Source organism: Flavobacterium sp. N2270 (genome assembly GCF_025947225.1).
Classification (GTDB): Bacteria; Bacteroidota; Bacteroidia; order Flavobacteriales; family Flavobacteriaceae; genus Flavobacterium.
On the sequence record NZ_CP110005.1, the window covers coordinates 985,811 to 1,010,962 of the forward strand.

The window sequence follows — 25,152 nt, forward strand, 5'->3', positions numbered from 1 at the left end:
AACAAAAAAGCGAGATGAATTCATCTCGCTTTTTTTTAGTTTAAATGTATTGGGTAATCTATATCAGTCATAGAAAGATATTCCTTAGGCTTTGTAATATCTAGTAAAACCAAAAGTTCAAAGACTTCGTATCGTTCTAACAAGATCATAAAGTTAGTTTGCAAAGTGGGTATCGGAATCTTCTTTTGATAAATAGAATTTTCATATTCTTTTTCCCAATAATCACAATCAATATTTTTTAAATACTTAAATAAACTATCTAATTCTTCAGGGGTTAGATTGAAGTTTAAATTTTTATAAGAAAGTTGATAGGCTTTTAATTTGGCACAATATACCAAAAAACCATTTCTATTTTTCGTTAAGTATTTAAAATGATTGCACATGATTTTTATTTTACAAATGAATCGATAATTTTATCTGTTTCTGCTTTACTTGCTGTTGGTTTTAAGTCAAATAAGTGCATAAATAAAGGTTTTTTATCTACGCTACTTTCTAAGTTAATGTCTTTGTCAGCATCAAATACTGATTGCCATTTGGTCCTTACATTTTTCCAAAGTGCTCCATTTTCTTTCCACCAATTTTGCGCAGCTTTACATTTTGAATCTTCAACTTTTACATATAAATCTAATCCTTTTTCTTGAGCTAATTCAGTGTCATTTCCCTTGTCATCACGAACTAATTTTCGGTTGTCTTGTTCGTGTAACCAACCATAATCTGTTATTTCATGAATGTTTCTTCTTTCCATAACATTATAGTCATTTCTTATGGTGTGTTCTCTTCTTGGTAAAGGAGCATCGGTAACATTCATCCAATAATCTTTTCCATCTTTATGAATCCATGTTCCTGTTCCTTCATATCTTGGACTATCATCCACTTGATATACTTTTTGTGTCCATTGTCCTTTCACATCTTTAGGATTTAATTTTTCATACTTCCAAGTTTTGTCTTTAAAGAACTGATAAAATTCTTTGTTTTCAAACATCCAATCTTGTCTCCAATGTTTAATAATCATTTCATCATTTACAATTAATAAATGCTGTAAAACCAATTTATTTGGTGAATCCTCTACTAGTTCAACCCATTCTAAAGCATGGTCTTTTTTTGTCGGTGAAGCTTTGTAAGTTGAGTCTTTGGTAGTTTGAAAAGTTTCCGTAAAATTAAATTCTACTTCATAACAACCACACATTTTTTTAATAGACGTAATGTCTTTTTGTTTGTCTTGTGCGTAACCAGCAGATAATGAAATTGTTGCTAATAAAAGAGCAAATGTTTTTTTCATGATATTGTTTTTAGTTTAAATATTTCTGGTACAAAAATATTAAATTAATTTAGAATAAATAAAAATAACATATATATTTGCACAAATAAATTTATTAAGACCAATTCTAAATAATGAAAAATTTACTGTTTCTTTTCTTTTTCATCACTTTTTCAAACTTAATTTTTTCTCAAGAAATAAATGTTGATTCCTTAAAAATTAACCAGTTAAACGAAGTGGTTTTAACAGCTCAGATTGAACCTCAATCTTTAAAAAAATCAGTTCATAATGTAAAGGTTATTTCAGCAGAAGATATAGCAAACTTAGGAGCAAATAATTTAGGCGATATTTTAAATCAATACATAAACATAACCGTAAGACCAAGTAGTAGTTCTGGTAAATCAACCGTCTCTATGTTTGGTTTAGATGGTGGATATTTTAAAATTTTGGTGGATAACGTGCCTTTAGTAAACGAAAATGGATTAGGAAATAACACTGATTTATCCCAAATTAACTTAAATGACATTGAGCAAATTGAAATTATTGAAGGTTCAATGGGCGTTACACATGGAGCAAATGCTGTTTCTGGAGTTTTAAATATCATTACAAAAAAATCTACTAAAGAAAAATGGAACATAACTGCAACGGTTCAAGAAGAAACGGTTGGAAAAGAATTTGCTCTTTTTGAGGAAGGAAGACATATTCAAAACCTGAAAATTTCTCACAATATAAACGACAATTGGTTTGTGAATTTGGGTTCTAATAGAAATGATTTCAAAGGTTTTTTAGGAGACAGAAACGGAAAAGACTACACTATTAACGATGGAACTCGTGGGTATAATTGGTTGCCAAAAGAACAATGGCAAAACAATGCGTTACTATCGTATAAAAAAAATCAATTTAGAGTATTTTACAAATTTGAATGGCTTGATGAAGTAATAGATTTTTATGGTTCTGCCGCACAATCGGGTTTTAATACGCAATATGGTTCTTATAAGTATGGCGATGATGAAAGGTATTATTCCACAAGATTTTACCATCATTTAAATGCTGTAGGAAAACTTTATAATCAACTAAATTATAACATTTCCTTTTCGCATCAGTATCAAAAAAGAGAAGTTGAAGCTTATCGATATAATATTTCTGATGATGTTGAATTAAATAATTCCAAACAAAAAGACCAATCGATGGAAGTTTTCTATTCTATTGGAACGTTAAGTAACTTTTTTAAAACCAAAAAAGTTGATTTTCAATTAGGTTATGAAGCTGTAAAAAATAATGGGTTTGCAATTGTTGACGAAGAAGATAATCAGAAAAAAAACGTTTATAAAAACATTGATAATATAGATTTTTTTGCCATTTCTGAAATCAACGTATCAGAATCATTTTCTGTTAGACCTGGAGCAAGATATTCTTTTCAATCTTTATTCGAAAATCAATATGCGATTTCGTTAGGAAACCGATTATTACTTCCTAAAAGATATGAAGTTAGAGCTTCAATTGGAAAATCATATAGAACACCAACGTTTAATGAACTTTATACTCAAATTATTTTTGACGGACATTATTTTGTGGGGAACGAAGATTTAATTCCAGAAACCAGTACTTCTTATGAAGCAAGCATAAAAAAACGATTTGATTTAACTCAAAAAGTAGACTTAAAATCAAATTTTAATGTGAGTTATCTAAATGTTGATGATAGAATTACAAGTGCTTTAACAGGTTTTGAAGGAGCAACTCCTATTTATGAATACATCAACATCAGTAAGTTTAAAAGTATAAATTTTGCCTTATCCAATGCTATTCAATCTGAAAATTGGAAGTTTTCTTTAGGTGGTTCTTTAACAGGAATCTCAAGAACAATAGAAAATTTAGAATTCGTGTCAGATGATGAATTTTTATACAATTTTAATCTGAATTCAAGCATTTCATATACAGTTCCTAAATGGAAAACTACCTTTTCAACTTACTATAAATTCACAGGAAAAACGCAACAGTATTTATCGACTACTGATGGCTATGTTTTGTCAGAAATTGAACCTTATAGTTGGTTAGATGCATCGACAAGAAAACTATTTTATAACGATAGAATAGAACTTACTATTGGAGCTAGAAATCTTTTAGACATAAATAACGTAAACCAATCCAACCTAAATCAAGGAGCTGGACATGCTGTTTCTTCTCAAGTTTTATTGGCCTACGGAAGAAGTTATTTTTTAAAATTAACCTATAATTTAAATTTTTAATAACCATAAATATAATAATCATGAAAAAACAATTTTACATTTTATCATTAATAACGCTCGTCTTTACATCATGTTCTAGTGATGATTCTAATTCCTCAGCAACAACTAATATTGTTGAAGAAGCTGTAGTGTCACCATTATTAGGTGGGCCAAATCAACAAAATCAAGTATATATTGATTTAAGTTCTAATCAACAGACAGCAATTTCAAGAGATTCATGGGATTTAGGGTTTTCTACAGGAAGTGATTTTAGAGTTATCATAAACGGTTCTATAAAAATGGCTGTTAAACAAACAACTTCTACAGATATATCAGAAGTTCAAAATGAAGATGCATCAGTAGCGGTAGGTTATTCAACATACTCAACAATGGGTTATGTTGATAATCCAACAGGTGTTTTACAAGGAGCTGGCTCTGGAGAAGGAACAGCAATTGCTGAAATTTCATCAAATAATGAAGATAACAAAGTTTATTTAGTAAATTTAGGATACGAAGTTGGAACAACAACACCAACAGTTGGTTCTGTTTCTACTGATGGAGCTGCTCGTGGTTGGAAAAAAATTAGAATCACTAAACAAGGCAACGATTATGTTTTGCAATATGCTGATTTAAATGCTACAACGGCTCAATCTGTTACGATTTCAAAAACTACAGATTATAGTTTTGTATTTGTAAGTTTAGATAACGGACAAATAGTAAATGTGCAACCAAAGAAAAATCAATGGGATTTAAATTTCACAGGATTTACTAATTATTTTCCATTTGGAGCTTCAAGTATTACTTATTATTATTCGGATTTTGTAACTACAAATATGTTAGGAGGAACTCAAGTTTATGAAGTTTTAGCTACTGATGCTAATCAAACAGCAATAGAATTTGAAAACTTTTTAGCAACTGATATTAACGATACAAATTTCTCTACTTCATTGACCGATCAAAGAGTTATTGGTTCCAATTGGAGAAATGGTGGTGGACCAAGTTCTTTACCAAGTATAAAAGACGATCGTTTTTATGTAGTGAAAGATGTTGAAGGCAATCTTTATAAACTTAGATTCTTAGCCTTAACAAACGATGCTGGAGAAAGAGGTTATCCAGTTTTTGAATATAAAATTTTGAACTAATATTATTTTTAAAACAAAAAAGCGAGATCTTAAATCTCGCTTTTTGTTTTAATGAACTAATTCTTTTTTATGGATTTGCTCCTCAATAGCGTTCCATAATAATATTCTCTTTTCTAATGCTAAAATAGAAACTGTTTTTACTTCTTGCCATTTTTTATCATCATTACCGCATAATTCATCTATCATTTTCATTGCCATTGGTCCGTGTTCGTCAGCGTCTAATTCAATATGTCTTTCAAAATAATAAATTAGCTTTGATAAATCAACATCTGGAAAATTAGCTTGAAATTTTTTCAGTATAGCGGTAAACATTTCCGGTATTAAATCCTCTCTTCCAAAAGTAAATGCAGCCGCTATTTGATGTGTTTCGCCTTCTTCAATGACTCTAAAAGTAAAGTCTAAAAACTCTTTTACATTGGTATGTAGTTCACTTTGTTTAATGGAAACAAAAATATTTCTTGTTTCAACAACATCATGTAAGAAGTTTTCAATAGGAGTTGTGTTAGCGCCACAAGCTTTCATGGCGTCAATATACAATTCATAATGACTCTTTCTATTTCCATCTAAATCAATATCGGTTTCTTCTGCAACTACAATCTCGTTTATTAAATAGCGAGTTTCAGGATTCCCAACAGGAATCCATGGAGTTGTTGTGCAAGTAAGTTTACTTTGCAAAGCTTTTAAGAGCGACATAAAATCCCATACGGCAAATACATGATTTTCTAAGAAACAACGTAGGTCGTCAATTGTTTTTATTTCATTATATAAAGAATGATTTAATAATTCATCTTTATATTTTTGAATGCTTTGGTTAATAGTTTGGGTTTTCATAACTGTATGTTTTAATATATTTACGAAATCTATTTAAGTTTAGATTTGCAAATAGTGTTCCAAAAATAAAAATGCTTCGTTAGATAACGAAGCATTTTGTATAAATTTTATCTATTGTTTAATTATTTGAATGCAGGGAAACCTGTTACATCCATACCTGTAATTAATAAATGGATATCATGAGTTCCTTCATATGTAATTACAGATTCTAAATTCATCATATGACGCATAATAGAATATTCACCAGTAATTCCCATTCCGCCAAGTATTTGTCTTGCTTCACGAGCTATGTGAATTGCCATATCCACATTGTTTCTTTTGGCCATAGAAATTTGTGCAGAAGTAGCTCTACCTTCATTTCTTAAAACACCAAGTCTCCAAGTTAATAATTGTGCTTTAGTGATTTCAGTAATCATTTCGGCTAATTTCTTTTGTTGTAATTGAGTTGCTCCAATTGGTTTGTCAAATTGAATACGCTCTTTAGAATATCTTAAAGCTGTGTCGTAACAATCCATTGCGGCACCAATAGCTCCCCAAGCAATACCATAACGAGCAGAATCTAAACAACCAAGTGGTGCTCCTAATCCAGATTTGTTTGGCAATAAGTTTTCTTTAGGAACTTTTACATTATCAAAAATCAATTCACCTGTTGCAGAAGCACGAAGTGACCATTTATTATGTGTTTCAGGAGTAGAAAATCCTTCCATTCCTCTTTCTACAATAAGACCGTGAATTCTTCCTTCTTCATTTTTAGCCCAAACTACAGCAATGTCAGCAAAAGGCGCATTCGAAATCCACATTTTTGCACCATTTAATAGATAATGGTCGCCCATATCTTTAAAATTAGTAGTCATTCCACCAGGATTTGATCCATGGTCTGGTTCTGTTAAACCAAAACAACCAATAAATTCTCCAGTAGCTAATTTTGGTAAATATTTCATTCTTTGCTCTTCGTTTCCATATTTCCAAATTGGATACATTACTAATGAAGATTGAACAGACGAAGTAGAACGAACACCAGAATCACCTCTTTCAATTTCTTGCATAATTAAACCATAAGAAATTTGGTCTAATCCTGCGCCACCATATTCTTCAGGAATATAAGGTCCAAATCCGCCAATTTCACCCAAACCTTTTACAATTTGTTTTGGAAATTCAGCTTTTTGAGCATATTCTTCAATAATTGGAGATACTTCTTTTTTAACCCATGCGCGAGCAGCGTCACGAACTAACTTATGTTCATCAGACAATAAATCGTCTAAAAGGTAATAATCAGGTGATTGAAATAAATCTGGTTTCATTTTTTTATCATTATGATTGTAACGCAGTTATGAGTTGCAATCTGTTTTTCGAAAGACAAAAGTAAGTAAAGATTTTTAACAAATCAACGAACAGATGTTATATTTTAACAATAAAAAAATATTACAATTTTAAGTAGAATTCTTTTGTTAATTGAATATATTCTTGAGTGTATTGATGTCTTGTAACTTCAATAATTAATTCGTCTTCAATTGTAATTTGTTCGTCCCATGTAAAGGCTAGTAAACTTCTTTTTAATTCTGAATTAGGTGTACCTTTAACTCTAGTTATTTTAAAAGGGTGTAAGTGAAATTGTTTTGCTATTTGAATGAATTTTTCTTCTTCTTTGCAAGGTATAATTACTGAAAAAACACCAAATTCATTTAATAAGTTTGCAGCACTATCTATTAATTCTTCAAAAGGTAATGCGTCTTGAAATCGTGCTACATTTCTTTTTTCTGTATCTGATTTGTATTCATCAGTATAAAATGGAGGGTTTGAAATAATTAAATCATATGATTCATCTTCCATTTCCTGAACAAACTCATCTAAACCTGCGTGGTAGCAAAATAGACGGTCGCCCCAGTTGCTGTTTTCAAAATTTTGTACACATTGTTCATATGCCTCTTCGTCGATTTCAATAGCGTCAATTTGCTCAGCTAAAGTTCTTTGAGCAAGCATTAAAGAGAGTACTCCTGTACCAGAACCAATATCTAAAACACTAAAAATGTTTTTGGGAATTGGTGACCATGCTCCAAGTAAAACGGCATCGGTGCCAATTTTCATAGCGCAACGATCCTGATGTATGGTAAATTGTTTGAAATAAAACGACATGATATTTAGATTTAACCTAAGTATAAATCAACGAGTCCTTCAGGTGTGTTAAGGTAAATTGTTTTATTTTCTCGATCTATTTTAACAATAAAATGATCAATTAAGGGTACTAATATCTCTGTTTTTCCTTTTAAAATTTCAAATAAAGGTTGAGCGTTACTGTCGTTAATACGTTGAATGACACCAATATCTCCTAGACGAGTATCTTGAACGGTAAAGCCTTCAACTTCATGATAATAAAACTTGTTACCTTCAAGTTTAGGTAAAAAAGAAAGAGGGAGATATAAGTGGCAATTCATAATTGCATCTGCATCTTCTTCACATGTAAAGTCTTCAAATTTAATTCTTAAGAATTTGCTTTTGTGAATATGACTTTTTTCAATAAAAAATGGAACCAGTGTTTTGTTTAATTCAACAAAAACTGATTCCAAATTTTCATAAATTTCGGGTTCGTCAGTATCTAAAAAAGCTAGTACTTCGCCCTTAAAACTAAATTTTTTTGCAATTTTGCCTAAATAAAAGCATTCATCTATACGCATTATTGCACTTTTAAATTAAGCTTCTGTTTCTTCGTTGTTTTCTTCAACTGCTGGAGCTTCTTCTGTAGCTGTTTCAGCAACTTCTTCAGCTTTTAAAGCTTCAGCTTGAGCTGCTTTACGCTTTTCATTCGCTTCTTCTTCAGCTTTTAAAGCTTTGGCTTTAGCATCTGCTTGCGCTTTGCTTAATCCGTCTTTTTTAGAATCAACTTTTCCAGCTTTTTCTTCAACCCATTTAGTGAATTTCGCATCTGCTTGCTCTTGCGTTAAAGCACCTTTTCTTACTCCACCATCTAAATGGTGTTTCAATAAAGCACCTTTATAAGAAAGAATAGCTCTTGCTGTATCAGTTGGTTGAGCACCATTGTGTAACCATTGAACAGCGCTATCAACATTTAAGTCAATAGTTGCAGGGTTTGTGTTTGGATTGTAAGTTCCTATCTTGTCTAAGAATTTACCATCTCTTTTTGAACGTGCATCAGCTGCTACGATCCAGTAAAAAGGTTTCCCTTTTTTACCGTGTCTTTGTAATCTAATTTTTACTGACATAATCTAATGATTAAATTTTGAGGTTCACGACCTCAGTTAATTAAGGCTGCAAAGATATAAAATTTATATTTACTTAGTAGTCATATTAAAAAAAATATTTTTCTACTATTTGCATTATATTTAGATTAAAAAAATTATTTTTGTTAATTGAATTATGAAAACTATCAAAAAAATGAAAAACATACTTTATTTATTTCTTACTACGCTAATTTTGTCAAGTTGTACAAACGATATTGAAACAAATACTCCAGCATTTCAAGCGAAGTTTAATGACGCTACTTGGAGAGCAAAAGACGCAAGGGTTTCTTTGGATACGGATGGTAGTTTTGTTATTACGGCTTACACTCAATATGAAACTGTAGTATTGAGGGCTTCTGCAGCTGAAATTGGTACTTATGTTTTAGGTACAACAAATCAAGATAATTATGTTTCTTATGATTTTGATGGTGAAGGAATTGTTTCGAGTTATGATACCTCGTTGAATGCCGGCCCTGCATATAAAATTTCTAATATTGTTAATTCAGGAACAGGTTATACAAATTCAAATAATTCTCAAACTGTACCTGTTACAGGTTCAGGTTCAGGATTAAAGCTTGCTATTGTAACTAATCCAAATGGAAATATAACTGAAGTATCTATTGTTTCTAGAGGGAATGGTTATGTTGCAGGCGATGTAGTAAGCGTTATAGGAGGAGATAATAATGCAACAGTTAGAATTTTAAATGTGCAACAAAGTAATGGTGAAATCGTTATTGAAAAAATTGAAAACGGTACTTTTACAGGAACATTTAAATTCAATGCAGTAAATTCTGACGGGGAAGTTGTTACCTTTTCAGATGGAGTTTTTTATAAAGTAAGTGGAGCTGGTTTGTAATAAAATAAAATAATAAAAAAAGCCGTTTTGATCTTTTCAAAACGGCTTTTTTTATATTCTGTTGATAACTAAAATTGTGATGCATTTTTTTATAATGTATTTTTGTTTTGTTGAGTTTTTCAACTCATTTATTGCTTAACGCTAAATAATCAATTCAATGTATTTAATTTTTGATACCGAAACCACCGGATTACCTCGTAGTTGGTCTGCTCCAATAACAGATACAGATAATTGGCCAAGATGTATACAAATTGCATGGCAATTGCATGACGAAATGGGTAATCTTATTGATCATGAAGATTATTTGGTAAAGCCAGAAGGTTTTAATATTCCTTATGATGCAGAACGTATTCATGGTATTTCTACTGAATTGGCTATGGAGCAAGGGATTGCATTGAGTGAAGTTCTTGAAAAATTCAACATAGCATTGTCTAAAACGAAGTTTATTGTTGGTCAAAATCTAGGATTTGATGTCAATATTATGGGTTGTGAGTTTCATAGAATGAATGTACAGTCCAAAATGAATGAAATTCCGGTTTTAGATACTTGTACCGAAGTTACAGCTTCATTATTACAACTTCCTGGAGGTAGAGGAGGTAAATTTAAATTACCAACGTTAACGGAATTACACGAATATTTATTCAATGTGCCTTTTTCAGAGGCGCATAATGCAACTGCCGATGTTGAGGCAACTACTCGTTGTTTTTTAGAGCTGATTAAACGTGAAGTTTTTACCAAGGAAGAACTTGATGTAACGCCTGATTATTTCACTCGATTTAAAGAACATAATCCAAAAGAAATTCAACTTATTGGATTAAAACACATCAACTTAAAAGCAGCTTCTGAGCAAATCAGAAAAAAGTTGCAAAAAGCTGAGCAAGAAAATGCACAAGCTTCTATTTCAGATTCTGATATTGAAGATTTGAAAGAAGCAAAGTTTGCGCATCTTCATAATCACACACAATTTTCTGTACTGCAATCTACTATTGGAATTCCTGATTTGGTTTCTGCTGCAGCAAAAAACAAAATGAATGCAGTTGCAATGACAGATACTGCTAATATGATGGGAGCTTTTCATTTCGTAAGTGCAGTCATGAATCATAATAAAGCTGCAAAAGCTAAGATTGAAGCTGCAATAGAAAATGGCGAAGAACCAACCGATAATGAAATAAAACCTATTGTAGGTTGTGAATATAATATTTGTGAAAATCATTTAGACAAAACTAAGAAGGACAATGGTTACCAAGTTGTTTTATTAGCAAAAAATAAAAAAGGGTATCATAACTTGGCAAAGATGTCTTCTATAGCTTTTACAGAAGGATTTTATTATGTGCCAAGAATTGATAGAAATGTAATTGAAAAATATAAAGAAGACATCATGGTTTTGTCTGGGAATTTATACGGAGAAATTCCAAGTAAAATTCTTAATATTGGAGAAAACCAAGCTGAGGAAGCATTAATTTGGTGGAAAGAACAATTTGGAGATGATTTTTACCTCGAAATTATGCGCCATAATCAAGAAGATGAAAATCGTGTTAATAAAACATTGATTGAGTTTTCTCAAAAGCATAATATAAAGTTGGTTGCAACTAACAATACCTATTATGTAAATAAAGAAGATGCTAATGCGCACGACATTTTATTGTGTGTAAAAGATGGCGAAAAACAAGCAACGCCTATAGGTAGAGGTAGAGGTTATCGATACGGATTACCAAATCAAGAATATTATTTCAAGTCGCAAGAAGAGATGAAAAAGCTTTTTGCTGATTTACCAGATGCAATTACTAACATTCAAGAAATTGTAAATAAAGTAGAGGTTTATTCTCTTTACAGAGATGTATTACTTCCAAAATATGATATTCCAAATGAGTTTTTAGATGCGGAAGATGAAAAAGACGGAGGAGTAAGGGGTGAAAACGCATATTTAAAACATTTAACTTTTGAAGGGGCAAAAAGAAGATACGGTGAAATAACTCTTGAAATACAAGAACGAGTAGATTTTGAATTATTAACCATTTCCAATTCAGGTTATCCGGGTTATTTTTTAATTGTACAAGATTTCATTGCAGAAGCCAGAAAGATGGATGTTTCTGTTGGTCCAGGTCGTGGTTCTGCTGCGGGTTCTGTAGTAGCTTATTGCTTAGGAATTACAAATATCGATCCTATTAAGTACGATTTACTTTTTGAGCGTTTCCTTAATCCTGATCGTGTGTCGATGCCCGATATTGATATTGATTTTGATGATGAAGGTCGTGGCCGCGTAATGGATTATGTAATTAATAAATATGGAGCTAATCAAGTTGCTCAAATCATTACTTACGGTAAAATGGCAACGAAATCAGCTATTCGAGATACAGCTCGTGTTTTAGATTTGCCATTATTTGAAGCCGATAGAATCGCAAAATTAATTCCAGGAATGATGCCTTCAAAATGGAATTTGGCACGTTTTATTGCAGAAGATGAATCTGAAGTTAAGAAAGCATTGCGTTCTGAAGAGTTTGAGAAAGTACAAGAATTAATTGCTATTGCAAATGGTGAAGATTTGGCAGGAGAAACCATTCAGCAAGCAAAAATATTAGAAGGCTCTTTACGAAATACAGGAGTTCATGCTTGTGGAGTAATCATAACACCTTCAGATATTACTAATTTCGTTCCGGTTACTACCGCAAAAGATTCTGATTTGTACCTTACCCAATTTGACAACTCGGTAGCGGAAAGCGCAGGTTTGTTAAAAATGGACTTTTTAGGTTTAAAAACCTTAACCTTAATTAAGGATACGGTTAAACTTGTTAAGTACAGAAACGGAATTACTTTAGATCCTGATACTTTTCCTATTGACGACCAAAAAACGTATGAATTATTCCAAAGAGGTGAAACGGTTGGTATTTTCCAATATGAATCTCCTGGAATGCAAAAATACATGAAAGAATTAAAGCCAACAGTTTTTGGAGATTTAATTGCAATGAATGCATTATATCGTCCTGGGCCATTGGAATATATACCATCATTCGTAAAGCGTAAAAATGGTGAAGAAGAAATAAAATACGATTTAGATGCTTGTGAAGAGTATTTAAAAGAGACTTATGGAATTACTGTTTATCAAGAGCAAGTAATGCTTCTTTCTCAAAAGTTGGCTGATTTTACAAAAGGTGAGGCAGATGTATTGCGTAAGGCAATGGGTAAAAAGCAAAAAGATGTTCTTGATAAAATGAAACCTAAGTTTGTAGAACAGGCTTCTGCAAAAGGGCATGATGCTACAATTCTAGAAAAAATTTGGAAAGATTGGGAAGCATTTGCAAGTTATGCCTTCAATAAATCACATTCTACTTGTTATGCTTGGATTGCTTATCAAACCGCTTATTTAAAAGCGCACTATCCTGCTGAGTATATGGCTGCTGTACTTTCGAATAATATGAATGATATTAAGCAAGTTTCTTTCTTTATGGAAGAATGTAAACGAATGGGGTTGCAGGTTTTAGGCCCAGATGTAAATGAATCGTATTATAAATTTACGGTTAATGAAAACTATGCAGTTCGTTTTGGAATGGGTGCTATAAAAGGAGTAGGAGCTAATGCTGTTGATACAATAGTTCAAAATAGAAAAGACGGAAAATACAAATCTATTTTTGATGTGGCTAAGAAAATTGATTTAAGAGCAGCCAATAAAAAAGCATTTGAAAGTTTGGCTTTAGCTGGAGGCTTTGATGGTTTTGGGGATACACATAGAGCGCAATATTTTCATGATGAAGGCGATGGAATTACTTTCTTAGAAAAAGCAGTTAAGTACGGTGCTAAGTTTCAGGAAAATGAAAATTCATCACAAGTAAGTTTGTTTGGTGATGCTTCTGAGGTGCAAATTCCAGAACCAATTGTTCCGCCTTGTGAAGAGTGGAATACCATGGAAAAATTAGCCAAAGAAAAAGAAGTAGTTGGTATTTATATTTCGGGCCATCCGCTTGACGATTATAAATACGAAATGAAATATTTCTGCAATACTAAATTGGAACAATTAAAAGATTTAAATTCTTTGGTTGGTAAAAATGTTAGTATTGGTGGAATCATTACAAAAATTGAGCACAGAGTTTCTAAAAACGGCAAAGGATGGGCTATGTTTACTTTAGAAGGCTATGATGAAAGTTATGATTTTAGAATATTTGGAGAAGAGTATTTAAAGTTTCGTCATTTCCTAATTCAGAATAATTTTACATTTATGAAAGTAATTGTAAAAGAAGGATGGACAAATGCGGAAGGTAAAAAAGGTGATCCAAGAATGCAATTTGTTGCAGTACAATATTTGCAAGATGTTTTAACCACATTTGCTAAAAAATTAATTCTTCAATTTAATATTACCGATTTATCGGAAAACTTAATTCACGCGCTTCAAGATTTGTTTTCAAGAGCAAAAGGTGATAATCAAGTTACTATGGAAGTAATGGAATTACAAAAAGTAAAACGTATGGTTGCTAGTGAGGTGGTAGTAGAAAGTGAAGAAGATGAAGTTTTAGACAATGATGATGAATCAACTGAAAATGCTGTTTTAGAAACGGAAATTGAAGAAATTCAAGTGGTAACGAAGTTGGTAATGCCAAGTAGAAAGTTGAAAATTAAAATTTCAAATGAATTGCTTCAAGAACTAGAAAACATGCAAATTAATTTTAAATTGAATTAATGTAATGTAGCTAACAATCTCTTTGGGCTTAATTATTGACCTTTGTATTAAATAAAAACAAACTATGAAAAATATTTTTAAAACCGTAATCCTTTTGTTTTCTACTGTTTCATTTGCGCAAATAGCAGATAAAGCAGAAAATGTAAGTCCGTTATTAATTGGAGAGAAAATCCCAAATGTTATCCTGCATGATGCCGATGGTAAAGAAGTAAAAACAATAGATATTTTTGATAAAAAAACAGTTCTTGTGGTGTATCGTGGCGGTTGGTGTCCCTATTGTAATTCACAATTGGCAGACATGCAAGAAATTGAAAAAAACATCGTTGCTTTAGGATATCAGGTGGTAGCTGTAAGTCCAGATGCGCCAAGTTTTCTAAAACAAACGTTAGATAAAAAAAAATTAAAGTATAGTTTGTATTCAGATAGTGAAGGCCTTTTTTCTCAAGCAGTTGGTATTGCATTTCAAAGAGAAAAGCCAAAATTAGATAAATACTCAGAAGGTAAAAACCCTGGTTTTCTTCCTGTTCCAACAGTTTATGTTTTAAATGACAAACAAGAAATTGAATTTATGTATATTAACCCAAATTATAGTACTCGTTTAAAAGGAAATGTATTATTATCAATTTTAAAAGCGCTGTAATATCATTTTTTAAAATAGAACTATAGTTAAAAGCAATCTAATTATTTGTATTCCTAAAAAATAAATAGTTATTTTTGTTTCAATAAATAAACAACATTAAAGTTAAAAGATATGGCATTAGCAATTACAGATGCTACTTTTGAAGAAGTAGTATTAAAATCAGATAAACCAGTAGTAGTAGATTTTTGGGCAGCTTGGTGTGGACCATGTAGAATGGTTGGGCCAGTTATCGACGAGGTTTCTGCAGACTATGAAGGAAAAGCAATAGTAGGAAAAGTTGACGTAGATGCAAACCAAGAATTTGCTGCAAAATACGGCGTTAGAAACATTCCTACGGTATTAATTTTCCAAAACGGAGAAGTAGTAGGTCGTCAAGTTGGAGTTGCTCCAAAGAAAACATATACAGATGCTATCGACGCATTATTGTAATAAAAAATCAAATTGAAAAAGAGAATGAAGCCCAGCGAAAGTTGGGCTTTTTTTATGAAGCGAAAGTTTTAGTATTTCTTGTAAATGTAATTCCTGCTTTCGCTACTATCTTGTTTCGCTTCGCTTCACAAGGATAATCGCTCTATCAGGGCTAAATAGTTGTTTTTGGAACCTTTTGTGTACTTTTAATTTCCAAATCATTTAATCTTTTAATACATTTGAGAGATGAAGATTGAAAATCAAATTCAAAAAATATCTAGCTTTAAGCATCTTGAACTCTTGGCTAAACAAGTGGTTGAAGGTTTTATTTCCGGAATGCATAAAAGTCCTTTTCATGGTTTTTCTGCTGAGTTTGCCGAACATAAAATTTACAATCCTGGAGAAAGCACTAAGCATATCGATTGGAAATTATTTGCAAAAACTGACCGACTTTATACAAAACGCTATGAAGAAGAAACCAACATGCGTTGTCATTTAATTATTGACAACTCTTCTTCGATGCATTATCCGGTTTTAAAGTCAAATCAAGGTTTTTACGAAAGCAAAATAGGGTTTTCGGTGTTGGCTTCTGCAGTTTTAATGAATTTGCTTAAAAAACAACGTGATGCTGTTGGTTTAAGTGTTTATTCAAACGAATATGAATATTACGCACCAGAAAAAGGAAGCGAACGCCATCATCGCATGCTTTTAGATAAATTAGAATTGGTTTTAGAGAACCCAAAACAATCAAAAAACACAGATACGGTTGCGTATTTACACCAAATTGCCGAAAAAATTCATCGTCGTTCCATGGTGGTTTTGTTTACAGATATGTTTCAAAGTGCTAACGAAGAAGAAATTTTCAAAGCACTTCAACATTTAAAACATAACAAACATAAAGTAATTGTATTTCATGTTTATGATGAAAAATCAGAACTTAAATTAGAATATGACGGTGTTCCAAGAAAGTTTATTGATGTTGAAACAGGCGAAACGGTTAATTTATACACAGAGCAAACCAAAGAAATTTATGAAAAAGAAGTAAATTCTTTCTTTAAGAAAATAGAAAACAATTGCATGCAGTATAAAATTCAGTACGTTCCTGTTGCAGTAGGTGAAAATTTTGAAAAAATTATGACAACATATTTAGTTGAAAAACAAAGGTTTGGCTAATTTTAAAAAAAAAGATTAAACTTTTTTAAAAAAAGGTTTGGAATATTAAAATTCCGTCCTATATTTGCACTCGCAATCAAGCAACGGTCTGGTAGTTCAGCTGGTTAGAATACCTGCCTGTCACGCAGGGGGTCGCGGGTTCGAGTCCCGTCCAGACCGCAAGATTGGGGAGAGCACTTCAGAAATGAGGTGCTTTTTTGCCCAATAAAAGCATCAAAAGCAGTTGTGTTGTTTACGCTACGACTTTGTAACTCGTAGCAGGTTTAGTAGTTAGACCAATGAAAAGCTTTCCATATATTCTGAATTATCAGAATTTGGATGGCTTTTTTGATAAAGTTCTTAAGTAAATTGTACAGGTCAATACTTTGTATTGTGAAGTAGAGTTGAAAAACATATAAAATATTAGCGTAGGTCTGGTAGTTCAGCTGGTTAGAATACCTGCCTGTCACGCAGGGGGTCGCGGGTTCGAGTCCCGTCCAGACCGCAAGATTGGGGAGAGCACTTCAGAAATGAGGTGCTTTTTTGCCCAATAAAAATATTAAAGATAGTTGTGTTGTTTACGCTACGACTTTGTAACTCGTAGCTGGTTTAGTAGTTAGACCAATGAAAAGCTTTCCATATATTCTGATTTATCAGGATTTGGATGGCTTTTTTGATTTTATAGAAATCTGTAATTAGAACCAAACATCCCAATTTTCCCAAACCAAACTTACAAACAAGCCTAAATAAGCAAAACAAACCACAAGTTTTATAAAAGTTCCGGCGAGGAATCCTAAAAACGAACCCGTTGCGGCTTTTAACGCTCTGTTTTGATCTTTCTTGTCGTAAACAAGTTCTCCAATAAAAGCGCCAACAAACGCGCCAATAATAAATCCTATTGGCGGAAAGAATAAACCAATTATTAAACCAATGTTGGTTCCCCAAATACCATATTTGCTTCCTCCAAATCGTTTGGTGCCTTTAGCAGGAATAATATAATCTAAAATGGCTACGAACAATGCTATAAAAAGTGTTATGCCTAAAACCCAATAATTTATTTCTATTCCTTTTGTAAGGTATAAAAGCAATAACCCAGCCCAACTGATAGGCGGTCCCGGTAAAACAGGTAAAAAACTACCAAGTATGCCAATAATCATAAAGCAAAAACCGGTTATTAATAAAAAGTATTCCATAAATTATTTCTATTTTTGGCAATGAATGTTTACAAATTTAATTGTTATTCAAAATTAAATGTATAAAAAGCTAAGTTTATTTTTTGTTTTTCTTGTGGTTTCTTGTCAATATTTTGATGCAAAAGCACCAGATGAAAACGTATTGTTGCAAGAAGAATTGAAAAAAATCAATTGGTCAGAAGTGGATCAATATCCAAGTATTTTTCAATGTGATACAATTCAAGATGTGGTAATTCAAAAACAATGTTTTTTCGATAATTTAATTAAAATCATTCAAGAACGAATAGGAATTGATACCATCCAAATGATGTATCCAAAAGTAGATACGATTGATGTAAAGGTTACAATTAATGCCGATTCAACATTAAAATTTGAAGCCCAACAACCAAAAGACAGCATTACATACGATTTCGTAAAAATTGATAGTATTTTAAAGAATCGATTGTCTGATTTTCCTAAAGTAGAACCAGCCATTAAAAGAGGAATTAAAGTTAAAACGCAATTCGTCGTTCCGGTAATTATTAAAGTTACAGAATAACTTATTTCTTAAAAGTTCTATCTTTCCATTCATATTTTCCAAATAAAGAATACAAAGCAACTGAAGAACTAAAAAACGGATATAAAAGAGAACTTGCTAATATCCAATTCAGTTTTGTTTTAAAAAAACTCGCCGTTTTTTGTAGAAGAATCAAATCAATCAAAAACTTACTTCCTATAAAAAGCATAAAATAGTTTTGGTCTAGCGTGCCTAACACCCAAAACCCAAAACCCAAAACCCAAAACAAATTTGTAACAAAAACAATTAGAGCAAGTGTTTTTCCGAAAACAGAAGAATAACCTGTGCTTTTTGCAGCCCAACGAACGCGCTGCATAAAAAGTTTTTCCCAAGTGTTAACCGTCTGTGTAGCAACTATACTTTTAGAATCATATAAGAAACCAACAGACTTTGGTTCTTTTAAAATCGCTTTTTGTAATAAGAAAACATCGTCGCCACTTGCTATATTTTCATTTCCTTCAAAACCGTTTAATTCTTGAAAAAATGCTTTTGAATAAGCAAAATTGGCGCCATTACACATAAACGGTTTCCCAATTCCAAAACTTCCAATAGTCGCACCTTGTAAACTCATAAAGTCTAAGGCTTGAAAAGCAGATAAAAAGCCTTTTTTGGGTAAATAAGTTACGCCTGCTGCAACCATTTTTTTATTGGTAGATTGAACGTAATTATCAAAAGTAAGCAACCACTCTTTTTGAACTAAACAATCGGCATCAGTGGTAATTATCCAATCATTTTCAGCAATTTCAATCGCAGTTTCTATTGCATCTTTCTTTGGAGAATTACTTTTTCGAATATTCTTTATAATTGTTATGTTCATGTCACTTCGAGCGGAGTCGAGAAGTCTAAATTCATCTTCCGATTCATCATCCACTAAAATAACTTCAAATAATTCCTTAGGGTAATTCAATTTCGAAATAGAATGTAATAATTGGGGTAAATTTTCAGCTTCATTTCGAAAAGGAACAACAATTGAAAAAGTAGTTTTAGGGACCAAAATTTCGGAATCAATTTGCTTCAATTTGGTAAAACCAAACACTAAAGTCGCTATAGTAAAAACGTAAACAATTAATAGTATAAAAACAACAGCTATCATTCTTTGTTTGGTTTAAATTGTAAAACAAAATAACTTCCAATTATAACGGGCAATACCAAATTGAAAATCCACATCAACGATGTAATTGCAATAATTTTCCAACTTTCAACTCCAATTAAACCAAATAAATATACAGCAACACTGCCTTTTATAGCAACATCCATTAAATGTATACTCGGAATGATTGATGCTAATAGATACATGCTAAAAATAGTTCCAAATGCGATTTCAAAAGGAATGCTAATATCAAAAATCAACAATAAGAAGTAAAATTGAGTAGAAAAAACCAAATAACGCAATACTGAAAGCAAAAGGTTTTTCCTGTGAAATACTAACGGAAAAGAGGTGATTTTTTGGATTAATTTTTGAATAGAAAAGCCGTAAATCTCAACATTCTTAAAAAGAAAAAGAAGCAAAGTACTGCCAATTAAAACTCCAAAAATAACCCAATTTGAAACTTGAAAATTTAAATCAATTATTAAAATTCCAATAACTCCAAAAAAAGTGGTAACAAGCATTTGACTGCTGTTTCCGATAAAATTTAACAAGACAATTTGTTTACTGTTCTCTTTTGTAAAATATAAAACTTTGGCTCCATATTCGCCAATTCGATTAGGTGTAAAAATGGAAGCAGTAAGTGAACCTAAACTTTGGTTGGCTGATTCTAAAAAAGTAATTTCTTTAAAGGAAGAAACTAAATGTTTCCATTTAAATATCTCCAATGTCCAATTGATTGTTGAAAAAAGTAATAATATACCAATTGATTGCAATGATAAATAACTCGAAATCACATTCCAATTGATTTTTTTATCGCCTTGAAGTTGCTGATAAATATAAAATAAAGCAATACTTACAATCAAAAGTTTGATTATAAGTAACAGGAATTGTTTAGCTTTGTGAGGAATCGAAATCATTACTACAAAGAAAAGAAAAATTGGCAAACGAACGCATCATATTAGGAATAGATCCAGGAACAACCATAATGGGTTTTGGTTTGATAAAAGTGGTGAATAAAAAAATGGAGTTTATTCAGCTAAATGAATTGCAGTTGAATAAACTCGACAATCATTATCAAAAGCTAAAGCATATTTTTGAACGTACAATTGAGCTTATCGACACGCATCATCCTGATGAAATTGCAATTGAAGCGCCGTTTTTTGGAAAAAATGTACAATCGATGTTAAAGTTAGGAAGAGCACAAGGTGTTGCTATGGCAGCCGGACTTTCGAGAGATATTCCCATTACAGAATACGAACCTAAGAAAATAAAAATGGCCATTACCGGAAACGGAAATGCAAGTAAAGAGCAAGTTGCCAAAATGCTCCAACAATTATTAGGCTTAAAAACCTTACCAAAAAATCTCGATTCAACCGATGGTTTAGCAGCAGCAGTCTGTCATTTCTTCAATTCAGGAAGAATAGAGGTGGGAAAAAGTTATTCAGGTTGGGATGCTTTTGTAAAACAAAATGAATCACGAGTTAAGAAGTAAATGAGCGGAATCTACATTCATATCCCTTTTTGCAAGCAAGCATGTCATTATTGCGATTTTCATTTTTCTACTTCCTTAAAGAAAAAAGACGAAATGGTTTTAGCTTTGGCTAAAGAGATTAGCTTGCGTAAAAGTGAATCTCAAAATGAAGAAGTAGAAACCATTTATTTTGGTGGCGGAACACCGAGTATTTTATCAACTGAAGATTTGAAGTTTTTAATTGATGCCGTTTACCAAAACTATAAAGTAATAAAAAACCCAGAAATTACGGTTGAAGCCAATCCAGATGACTTAACAGAAGAACGAATTGTTGAATTGTCAAAAAATAAAATCAATCGTTTATCTATAGGAATTCAATCTTTTTTTGAAGATGATTTGCAGCTGATGAATCGCGCACACAATTCAGATGAAGCTTCAAATTGTTTAAAAATTGCCACACAATATTTCGACAATATTTCATTGGATTTAATTTACGGAATTCCTGGATCGAGTAACGAAAAATGGCAACAAAATATAGGTAAAGCGCTTTCTTTTGGAATCAATCATATTTCGAGTTATGCTTTAACGGTTGAACCAAAAACAGCTTTGGATAAATTCATCAAAAAAGGAATCATCAAACAACCAGACGATGAAGCCGCTCAAGAGCAATTTCATATTTTGGTAGAAACTTTACAAGAAAATGGATTTGTACATTACGAATTGTCCAATTTTGGTAAACCCGATTATTTTTCTAAAAACAATTCGAGTTATTGGTTGGGTAAAAAATACATAGGAATTGGACCTTCGGCACACAGTTACGATGGAGTAAACAGAGGTTGGAATGTTTCTAATAATTCCATTTATATAAAATCAATTCAAGAAAATAAAGTGCCAATTGAAATCGAAAAACTTACGATAACAGACCGTTATAATGAATATATAATGACAGGTTTACGAACGATTTGGGGTGTTTCATTAGAAAGAATTGAAAAGGATTTTGGGAAATTCTATCTTGATTATTTAAATAAAGAAGTAAAGCGTTTTTTAGAGGATGACTTATTATTTATTGAAGAAAATGTACTTAGAGCAACTAAAAAAGGAAAGTTTTTGTGCGATGGAATTGCATCAGACTTATTTTTAGTAAATTTGGATTAAAATCGAACGTAGGTAAAACGGATGCAAGCAACGCAGATAATGAGATCTGTAAAATCCACGTTTGGAAATCTGTAAAATCCGCGTTCCATTATGAAAGCAACAATCAATAATATACAAATCGACTTATCAAAACCATTAGATATTTCAATTCCGCTAACGAATAACGAACAAAATCCCATTGCTTGGTATCAAAGTACACCAATTATAGAACCCGTTAAAGATGGCGATTGGATTGGAAAAGTTTCTGAAGGAAAATCTTCTACAAATTTCAATAACATTTTCTTCAATCCGCATGCACACGGAACACATACGGAATGTTTAGGACACATTACAAAAGATTTTTACAGCATCAATCAATGTTTAAAACAGTTTTTCTTTACCGCTGAAGTTGTTTCCATTGAACCAAAATTAATAGGTGAAGATTTAGTTATTACCAAAGATCAAATTGAGGCTTCTTTTGTCATTTCGACGAAGGAGAAATCTCATCGTCAAACTCAAGCTCTAATAGTAAGAACACTTCCAAATTTAAAAACTAAAAAACATCTCAATTATTCAAATACAAATCCACCTTATTTAGCAGAAGAAGCAGCAATTTATATTCGTGAACTTGGCATCCAACATTTATTAATCGATTTACCAAGTGTTGATAAAGAGCACGATGGGGGAGCTTTGTTGGCTCATAAAGCATTTTGGAATGTAAAAAATGTAAACAAATTAAATGCAGATGCTCGAATGAATTGCACCATTACTGAAATGATTTATGTAGACAATTCTATTTCAGACGGAAGTTATTTCTTAAACTTACAAATTGCATCGTTTGAAAATGATGCGAGTCCTAGTAAACCTGTTTTATATAAGATTATTGATTTTTGAATTCAGATTTCAGAATTTCATAAATCTAAAATCGTTAATCATAAACCACATGAACATTCAACAACTTTATGAATTTTGTCATTCTAAAAAAGGAGTAACTGAGCATTTTCCTTTTGATGAAGATACTTTAGTGTTTAAAGTGGGAGGTAAAATGTTTTGTTTAGCCTCATTAAAAAAATTTGAAGAAGGAGAACCTTTTTTAAATTTAAAGTGTAATCCTGAAAAAGCTATAGAATTGCGAGAAAAATATGAATCTATAAAACCAGGTTATCACATGAGTAAAATACATTGGAACAGTGTTTATTTAAATAAAGAGCTTCCGAATAAAATGATTATTGAATTAATTAATGATTCGTATGAGTTAGTTTTTATGAGTTTAACTAAAAAATCACGCGAAAGTATTGTATAGATTACGCCTTTAACAATTAGTACATTTTTTCTGCTAATACCAAATAGGAATTTTACAATTATATAACAAAAATAATTAATAGTCAATAGCTGATATGTAACTTTTTTTGTAAAATATTTAAAATTATAGATATAATATTGCGGCATTAATAACCTAACTATTTTTATGAAAAAAATTATTTTATCAGTTGTATCATTATTAATGATACTTTCTTGTAGCAGCGATGATAGTTCTGCTACTAAAGGAGATGTTGCACCTGTTGCACATAGAGGTTGTGCTTCTCATGATGTTTTAGAAAGACAATTAAGAGACGATCCTAAATTGGCTGAAAGAATGGCAAATTTTGAAATTGAAGCCGAAAAATTCATTCAACAAGGGAAAATTGTGAACGGAGTTTTAGAGATTCCAGTTGTTTTCAATGTTTTGTATAGAACATCAGCTGAAAACATTTCGCAAGCTCAATTACAGTCTCAAATTGATGTTTTAAACAAGGATTTTGCTGGAACTAACACTGATTATAATTCTAGTAACCCTTACAATAGCGTTAGAGGTGCTTTAAATGTAAAATTTGTATTAGATGCTATTTATAGAAAATCAACTACAAAAACTACGTGGGGAACTTCTGATGCAATGAAAAAAACTTCAACAGGAGGAATAGCTCCTACATCTCCAACTACAAAATTAAACTATTGGGTTTGTACAATAGGCGGTGGAATATTGGGTTATGCTCAGTTCCCTGGAGGTGCTTCTGCTACTGATGGTGTTGTAATTGATTCTAAATATACAGGTACTACAGGTACTGCAACGTATCCATTTAACTTAGGAAGAACAGCAACTCATGAAATCGGACACTGGATGAATTTACGTCACATTTGGGGCGACGCAACATGTGGAAATGATTTAGTTTCGGATACTCCTACTCATAATGCTGCTAACTCTGGAGTTCCTGCAGTTGGTCACAGAAGTACTTGTTCTGGTACACCACTAGAAATGTATATGAACTATATGGATTATACAGATGATAGAGGAATGTATATGTTCTCTAGCGGACAAGCTTCTAGAATGGCGGCTGTTTTTGCTACAACTGGGCCAAGAGCTTCATTTAGATAGTATTACAAATGTTTATATAAAGCCGTTTAATTTTAATTAAGCGGCTTTTTCTATTAAAAAAATTAGTAAAATAATGAATTTTGATAGTACATTTGTAAACGAAATAAACGTTAATCATGCTTGAAAATTTAAAAAATATTTTAAACGAAGACCAAGATCCAAAAGCAATTGAAAAAATTGCTTCAAAATTGGAAAACCTAATAATGTCTAATGAAGAAGTAGGTTATATTGCAGTTCAAAAAAAACCTGCTGTAACCATTTTTCCTGATAGTATTGTTGTTACCAACAAAAGAATTATTCTGTGTAAACCTAAGAATTTAGGTTTTTCTATGGAATTTATTGATTACGATTGGGACGATATTGCTGGTTCGTTTGTAAAAGAAGGAATTTTAGGTTCTGATTTTACTTTTTCAACAAAAACAGATTTGACGCATACGGTTGATTATTTACCAAAAAATCAGGCTCGAAAATTATATACTTATGCTAAAGAGCAATTGGATTTGTTGAAAAACCCAATTCAATCTAAACCTGTTGTTGAAACTGCTATTCCTTTGAATGTAATTGAGGAAGAAAATAAAACAGTTGATGAGGTGGAAGAAGTTGTTGCAGAGGAAGTAACTAATTTTGCAGAAATTGTTCCTAAAGTAGAATCTTACGAAACGTATGAAGAAGTAAAAGAGGAAATGAGCTCTAATGAAAAAGAATTAGTGGATTTGTCTAAAGATGAATTGTTTGAAAAATTGCAGAATTATAAAAAATTACTAGACAACGGACTTATTTTACAAGCAGAATATGATGCTTTGAAAAAAGAGGTTTTAAGTAAAATGTAATTTCAACATATAATTAAAAGAGCGATAAATTATTTATCGCTCTTTTTT

Annotated in this window: 24 protein-coding genes and 2 tRNA genes; 16 read left to right on the forward strand and 10 right to left on the reverse strand. The window is 31.6% G+C overall.

Annotation, left to right across the window (positions count from 1 at the left end; genetic code table 11):
- Nucleotides 1-35: 35 nt before the first annotated feature.
- Nucleotides 36-383: a DUF6686 family protein gene (locus tag OLM55_RS04535; RefSeq protein WP_264560231.1), complete on the reverse strand. Its 348-nt coding sequence runs from the start codon at nucleotides 381-383 to the stop codon at nucleotides 36-38.
- A gap of 5 nt (nucleotides 384-388) precedes the next feature.
- Entirely contained in the window at nucleotides 389-1,279 is an 891-nt protein-coding gene (locus OLM55_RS04540) for a DUF6607 family protein (protein WP_264560232.1), read from the reverse strand.
- 113 nt (nucleotides 1,280-1,392) lie between these two features.
- Between OLM55_RS04540 and OLM55_RS04545 the strand changes: the two genes are divergently transcribed.
- Both OLM55_RS04545 and OLM55_RS04550 read left to right on the forward strand, forming a co-directional pair.
- A complete protein-coding gene (locus tag OLM55_RS04545; RefSeq protein WP_264560233.1) occupies nucleotides 1,393-3,504 on the forward strand; it encodes a TonB-dependent receptor plug domain-containing protein in 2,112 nt (703 codons plus the stop codon).
- Between the two features lie 20 nt (nucleotides 3,505-3,524).
- Nucleotides 3,525-4,625 carry an HmuY family protein gene (locus tag OLM55_RS04550; protein ID WP_264560234.1) on the forward strand — a complete coding sequence of 367 codons (1,101 nt, stop codon included), beginning with the start codon at nucleotides 3,525-3,527 and terminating at the stop codon, nucleotides 4,623-4,625.
- A gap of 48 nt (nucleotides 4,626-4,673) precedes the next feature.
- On the opposite strand, the gene OLM55_RS04555 is transcribed toward OLM55_RS04550, so the two are convergent.
- The 5 genes from OLM55_RS04555 to OLM55_RS04575 all read right to left on the reverse strand — a co-directional run bounded on the left by OLM55_RS04555 (nucleotide 4,674) and on the right by OLM55_RS04575 (nucleotide 8,674).
- On the reverse strand, nucleotides 4,674-5,456 hold the full coding sequence (locus tag OLM55_RS04555) for a DUF3050 domain-containing protein (protein WP_264560235.1): 783 nt from the start codon (nucleotides 5,454-5,456) through the stop codon (nucleotides 4,674-4,676).
- A gap of 122 nt (nucleotides 5,457-5,578) precedes the next feature.
- Nucleotides 5,579-6,757, reverse strand: coding sequence for an acyl-CoA dehydrogenase family protein (locus OLM55_RS04560; protein WP_264560236.1), 1,179 nt, complete (start codon nucleotides 6,755-6,757; stop codon nucleotides 5,579-5,581).
- A gap of 121 nt (nucleotides 6,758-6,878) precedes the next feature.
- Entirely contained in the window at nucleotides 6,879-7,589 is a 711-nt protein-coding gene (locus OLM55_RS04565; RefSeq protein ID WP_264560237.1) for a tRNA1(Val) (adenine(37)-N6)-methyltransferase, read from the reverse strand.
- A gap of 11 nt (nucleotides 7,590-7,600) precedes the next feature.
- Entirely contained in the window at nucleotides 7,601-8,128 is a 528-nt protein-coding gene (rimM, locus tag OLM55_RS04570; RefSeq protein ID WP_264560238.1) for a ribosome maturation factor RimM, read from the reverse strand.
- A gap of 15 nt (nucleotides 8,129-8,143) precedes the next feature.
- Entirely contained in the window at nucleotides 8,144-8,674 is a 531-nt protein-coding gene (locus OLM55_RS04575) for a 30S ribosomal protein S16 (protein WP_264560239.1), read from the reverse strand.
- A 172-nt stretch (nucleotides 8,675-8,846) separates the two neighbouring features.
- Between OLM55_RS04575 and OLM55_RS04580 the strand changes: the two genes are divergently transcribed.
- The 7 genes from OLM55_RS04580 (at nucleotide 8,847) to OLM55_RS04610 (ending at nucleotide 16,922) form a co-directional block, all read left to right on the forward strand.
- Complete coding sequence (locus OLM55_RS04580) at nucleotides 8,847-9,548, forward strand: DUF6252 family protein (protein ID WP_264560240.1); 702 nt, start codon at nucleotides 8,847-8,849, stop codon at nucleotides 9,546-9,548.
- A 157-nt stretch (nucleotides 9,549-9,705) separates the two neighbouring features.
- Nucleotides 9,706-14,217 (forward strand): DNA polymerase III subunit alpha, encoded by a 4,512-nt coding sequence (dnaE, locus tag OLM55_RS04585; protein ID WP_264560241.1) that lies wholly within the window; start codon nucleotides 9,706-9,708, stop codon nucleotides 14,215-14,217.
- Between the two features lie 64 nt (nucleotides 14,218-14,281).
- The gene (locus OLM55_RS04590; protein WP_264560242.1) at nucleotides 14,282-14,857 is read left to right on the forward strand and encodes a peroxiredoxin-like family protein; all 576 of its coding nucleotides are present in this window, start codon (nucleotides 14,282-14,284) and stop codon (nucleotides 14,855-14,857) included.
- A gap of 111 nt (nucleotides 14,858-14,968) precedes the next feature.
- The gene (gene trxA, locus OLM55_RS04595) at nucleotides 14,969-15,286 is read left to right on the forward strand and encodes a thioredoxin (RefSeq protein ID WP_264560243.1); all 318 of its coding nucleotides are present in this window, start codon (nucleotides 14,969-14,971) and stop codon (nucleotides 15,284-15,286) included.
- Between the two features lie 225 nt (nucleotides 15,287-15,511).
- A complete protein-coding gene (locus OLM55_RS04600) occupies nucleotides 15,512-16,438 on the forward strand; it encodes a DUF58 domain-containing protein (protein WP_264560244.1) in 927 nt (308 codons plus the stop codon).
- An 85-nt stretch (nucleotides 16,439-16,523) separates the two neighbouring features.
- Nucleotides 16,524-16,597, forward strand: a tRNA-Asp gene (locus OLM55_RS04605).
- A gap of 251 nt (nucleotides 16,598-16,848) precedes the next feature.
- Nucleotides 16,849-16,922 (forward strand) — tRNA-Asp (locus OLM55_RS04610).
- A 190-nt stretch (nucleotides 16,923-17,112) separates the two neighbouring features.
- Here the strand turns inward: OLM55_RS04610 and OLM55_RS04615 are convergent.
- Nucleotides 17,113-17,610, reverse strand: coding sequence for a DUF456 domain-containing protein (locus OLM55_RS04615; RefSeq protein WP_264560245.1), 498 nt, complete (start codon nucleotides 17,608-17,610; stop codon nucleotides 17,113-17,115).
- Nucleotides 17,611-17,668: 58 nt separating this feature from the next.
- Here OLM55_RS04615 and OLM55_RS04620 point away from each other — a divergent pair, with 58 nt between their 5' ends.
- Entirely contained in the window at nucleotides 17,669-18,148 is a 480-nt protein-coding gene (locus OLM55_RS04620; protein WP_264560246.1) for a hypothetical protein, read from the forward strand.
- A 1-nt stretch (nucleotide 18,149) separates the two neighbouring features.
- Here OLM55_RS04620 and OLM55_RS04625 read toward each other — a convergent pair whose 3' ends face one another.
- Both OLM55_RS04625 and OLM55_RS04630 read right to left on the reverse strand, forming a co-directional pair.
- Nucleotides 18,150-19,259, reverse strand: a complete 1,110-nt coding sequence (locus OLM55_RS04625; RefSeq protein ID WP_264560247.1) for a glycosyltransferase family 2 protein — start codon at nucleotides 19,257-19,259, stop codon at nucleotides 18,150-18,152.
- On the reverse strand, nucleotides 19,256-20,119 hold the full coding sequence (locus OLM55_RS04630; protein ID WP_264560248.1) for a flippase-like domain-containing protein: 864 nt from the start codon (nucleotides 20,117-20,119) through the stop codon (nucleotides 19,256-19,258). Before OLM55_RS04630 ends, OLM55_RS04625 begins: the two co-directional genes overlap by 4 nt.
- A gap of 74 nt (nucleotides 20,120-20,193) precedes the next feature.
- Here OLM55_RS04630 and ruvC point away from each other — a divergent pair, with 74 nt between their 5' ends.
- From ruvC to OLM55_RS04660, 6 genes are all read left to right on the forward strand, one after another.
- Nucleotides 20,194-20,748, forward strand: coding sequence for a crossover junction endodeoxyribonuclease RuvC (gene ruvC / locus OLM55_RS04635; RefSeq protein WP_264560249.1), 555 nt, complete (start codon nucleotides 20,194-20,196; stop codon nucleotides 20,746-20,748).
- Entirely contained in the window at nucleotides 20,749-21,882 is a 1,134-nt protein-coding gene (hemW, locus tag OLM55_RS04640) for a radical SAM family heme chaperone HemW (RefSeq protein ID WP_264560250.1), read from the forward strand.
- Nucleotides 21,883-21,972: 90 nt separating this feature from the next.
- Complete coding sequence (locus OLM55_RS04645; protein WP_264560251.1) at nucleotides 21,973-22,755, forward strand: cyclase family protein; 783 nt, start codon at nucleotides 21,973-21,975, stop codon at nucleotides 22,753-22,755.
- A 49-nt stretch (nucleotides 22,756-22,804) separates the two neighbouring features.
- The gene (locus tag OLM55_RS04650) at nucleotides 22,805-23,164 is read left to right on the forward strand and encodes an MmcQ/YjbR family DNA-binding protein (protein WP_264560252.1); all 360 of its coding nucleotides are present in this window, start codon (nucleotides 22,805-22,807) and stop codon (nucleotides 23,162-23,164) included.
- Nucleotides 23,165-23,329: 165 nt separating this feature from the next.
- On the forward strand, nucleotides 23,330-24,274 hold the full coding sequence (locus OLM55_RS04655; protein WP_264560253.1) for a zinc metalloprotease: 945 nt from the start codon (nucleotides 23,330-23,332) through the stop codon (nucleotides 24,272-24,274).
- 116 nt (nucleotides 24,275-24,390) lie between these two features.
- Complete coding sequence (locus tag OLM55_RS04660) at nucleotides 24,391-25,104, forward strand: PH domain-containing protein (protein WP_264560254.1); 714 nt, start codon at nucleotides 24,391-24,393, stop codon at nucleotides 25,102-25,104.
- Nucleotides 25,105-25,152 lie beyond the last annotated feature (48 nt).

Coding starts and splice junctions, on each gene's coding strand:
- OLM55_RS04535 (WP_264560231.1), bottom strand. CDS start 383: ATGTGCAATCATTTTAAATACTTAACGAAAAATAGAAATGGTTTTTTG.
- OLM55_RS04540 (WP_264560232.1), bottom strand. CDS start 1,279: ATGAAAAAAACATTTGCTCTTTTATTAGCAACAATTTCATTATCTGCT.
- OLM55_RS04545 (WP_264560233.1), top strand. CDS start 1,393: ATGAAAAATTTACTGTTTCTTTTCTTTTTCATCACTTTTTCAAACTTA.
- OLM55_RS04550 (WP_264560234.1), top strand. CDS start 3,525: ATGAAAAAACAATTTTACATTTTATCATTAATAACGCTCGTCTTTACA.
- OLM55_RS04555 (WP_264560235.1), bottom strand. CDS start 5,456: ATGAAAACCCAAACTATTAACCAAAGCATTCAAAAATATAAAGATGAA.
- OLM55_RS04560 (WP_264560236.1), bottom strand. CDS start 6,757: ATGAAACCAGATTTATTTCAATCACCTGATTATTACCTTTTAGACGAT.
- OLM55_RS04565 (WP_264560237.1), bottom strand. CDS start 7,589: ATGTCGTTTTATTTCAAACAATTTACCATACATCAGGATCGTTGCGCT.
- rimM (WP_264560238.1), bottom strand. CDS start 8,128: ATGCGTATAGATGAATGCTTTTATTTAGGCAAAATTGCAAAAAAATTT.
- OLM55_RS04575 (WP_264560239.1), bottom strand. CDS start 8,674: ATGTCAGTAAAAATTAGATTACAAAGACACGGTAAAAAAGGGAAACCT.
- OLM55_RS04580 (WP_264560240.1), top strand. CDS start 8,847: ATGAAAAACATACTTTATTTATTTCTTACTACGCTAATTTTGTCAAGT.
- dnaE (WP_264560241.1), top strand. CDS start 9,706: ATGTATTTAATTTTTGATACCGAAACCACCGGATTACCTCGTAGTTGG.
- OLM55_RS04590 (WP_264560242.1), top strand. CDS start 14,282: ATGAAAAATATTTTTAAAACCGTAATCCTTTTGTTTTCTACTGTTTCA.
- trxA (WP_264560243.1), top strand. CDS start 14,969: ATGGCATTAGCAATTACAGATGCTACTTTTGAAGAAGTAGTATTAAAA.
- OLM55_RS04600 (WP_264560244.1), top strand. CDS start 15,512: ATGAAGATTGAAAATCAAATTCAAAAAATATCTAGCTTTAAGCATCTT.
- OLM55_RS04615 (WP_264560245.1), bottom strand. CDS start 17,610: ATGGAATACTTTTTATTAATAACCGGTTTTTGCTTTATGATTATTGGC.
- OLM55_RS04620 (WP_264560246.1), top strand. CDS start 17,669: ATGTATAAAAAGCTAAGTTTATTTTTTGTTTTTCTTGTGGTTTCTTGT.
- OLM55_RS04625 (WP_264560247.1), bottom strand. CDS start 19,259: ATGATAGCTGTTGTTTTTATACTATTAATTGTTTACGTTTTTACTATA.
- hemW (WP_264560250.1), top strand. CDS start 20,749: ATGAGCGGAATCTACATTCATATCCCTTTTTGCAAGCAAGCATGTCAT.
- OLM55_RS04645 (WP_264560251.1), top strand. CDS start 21,973: ATGAAAGCAACAATCAATAATATACAAATCGACTTATCAAAACCATTA.
- OLM55_RS04650 (WP_264560252.1), top strand. CDS start 22,805: ATGAACATTCAACAACTTTATGAATTTTGTCATTCTAAAAAAGGAGTA.
- OLM55_RS04655 (WP_264560253.1), top strand. CDS start 23,330: ATGAAAAAAATTATTTTATCAGTTGTATCATTATTAATGATACTTTCT.
- OLM55_RS04660 (WP_264560254.1), top strand. CDS start 24,391: ATGCTTGAAAATTTAAAAAATATTTTAAACGAAGACCAAGATCCAAAA.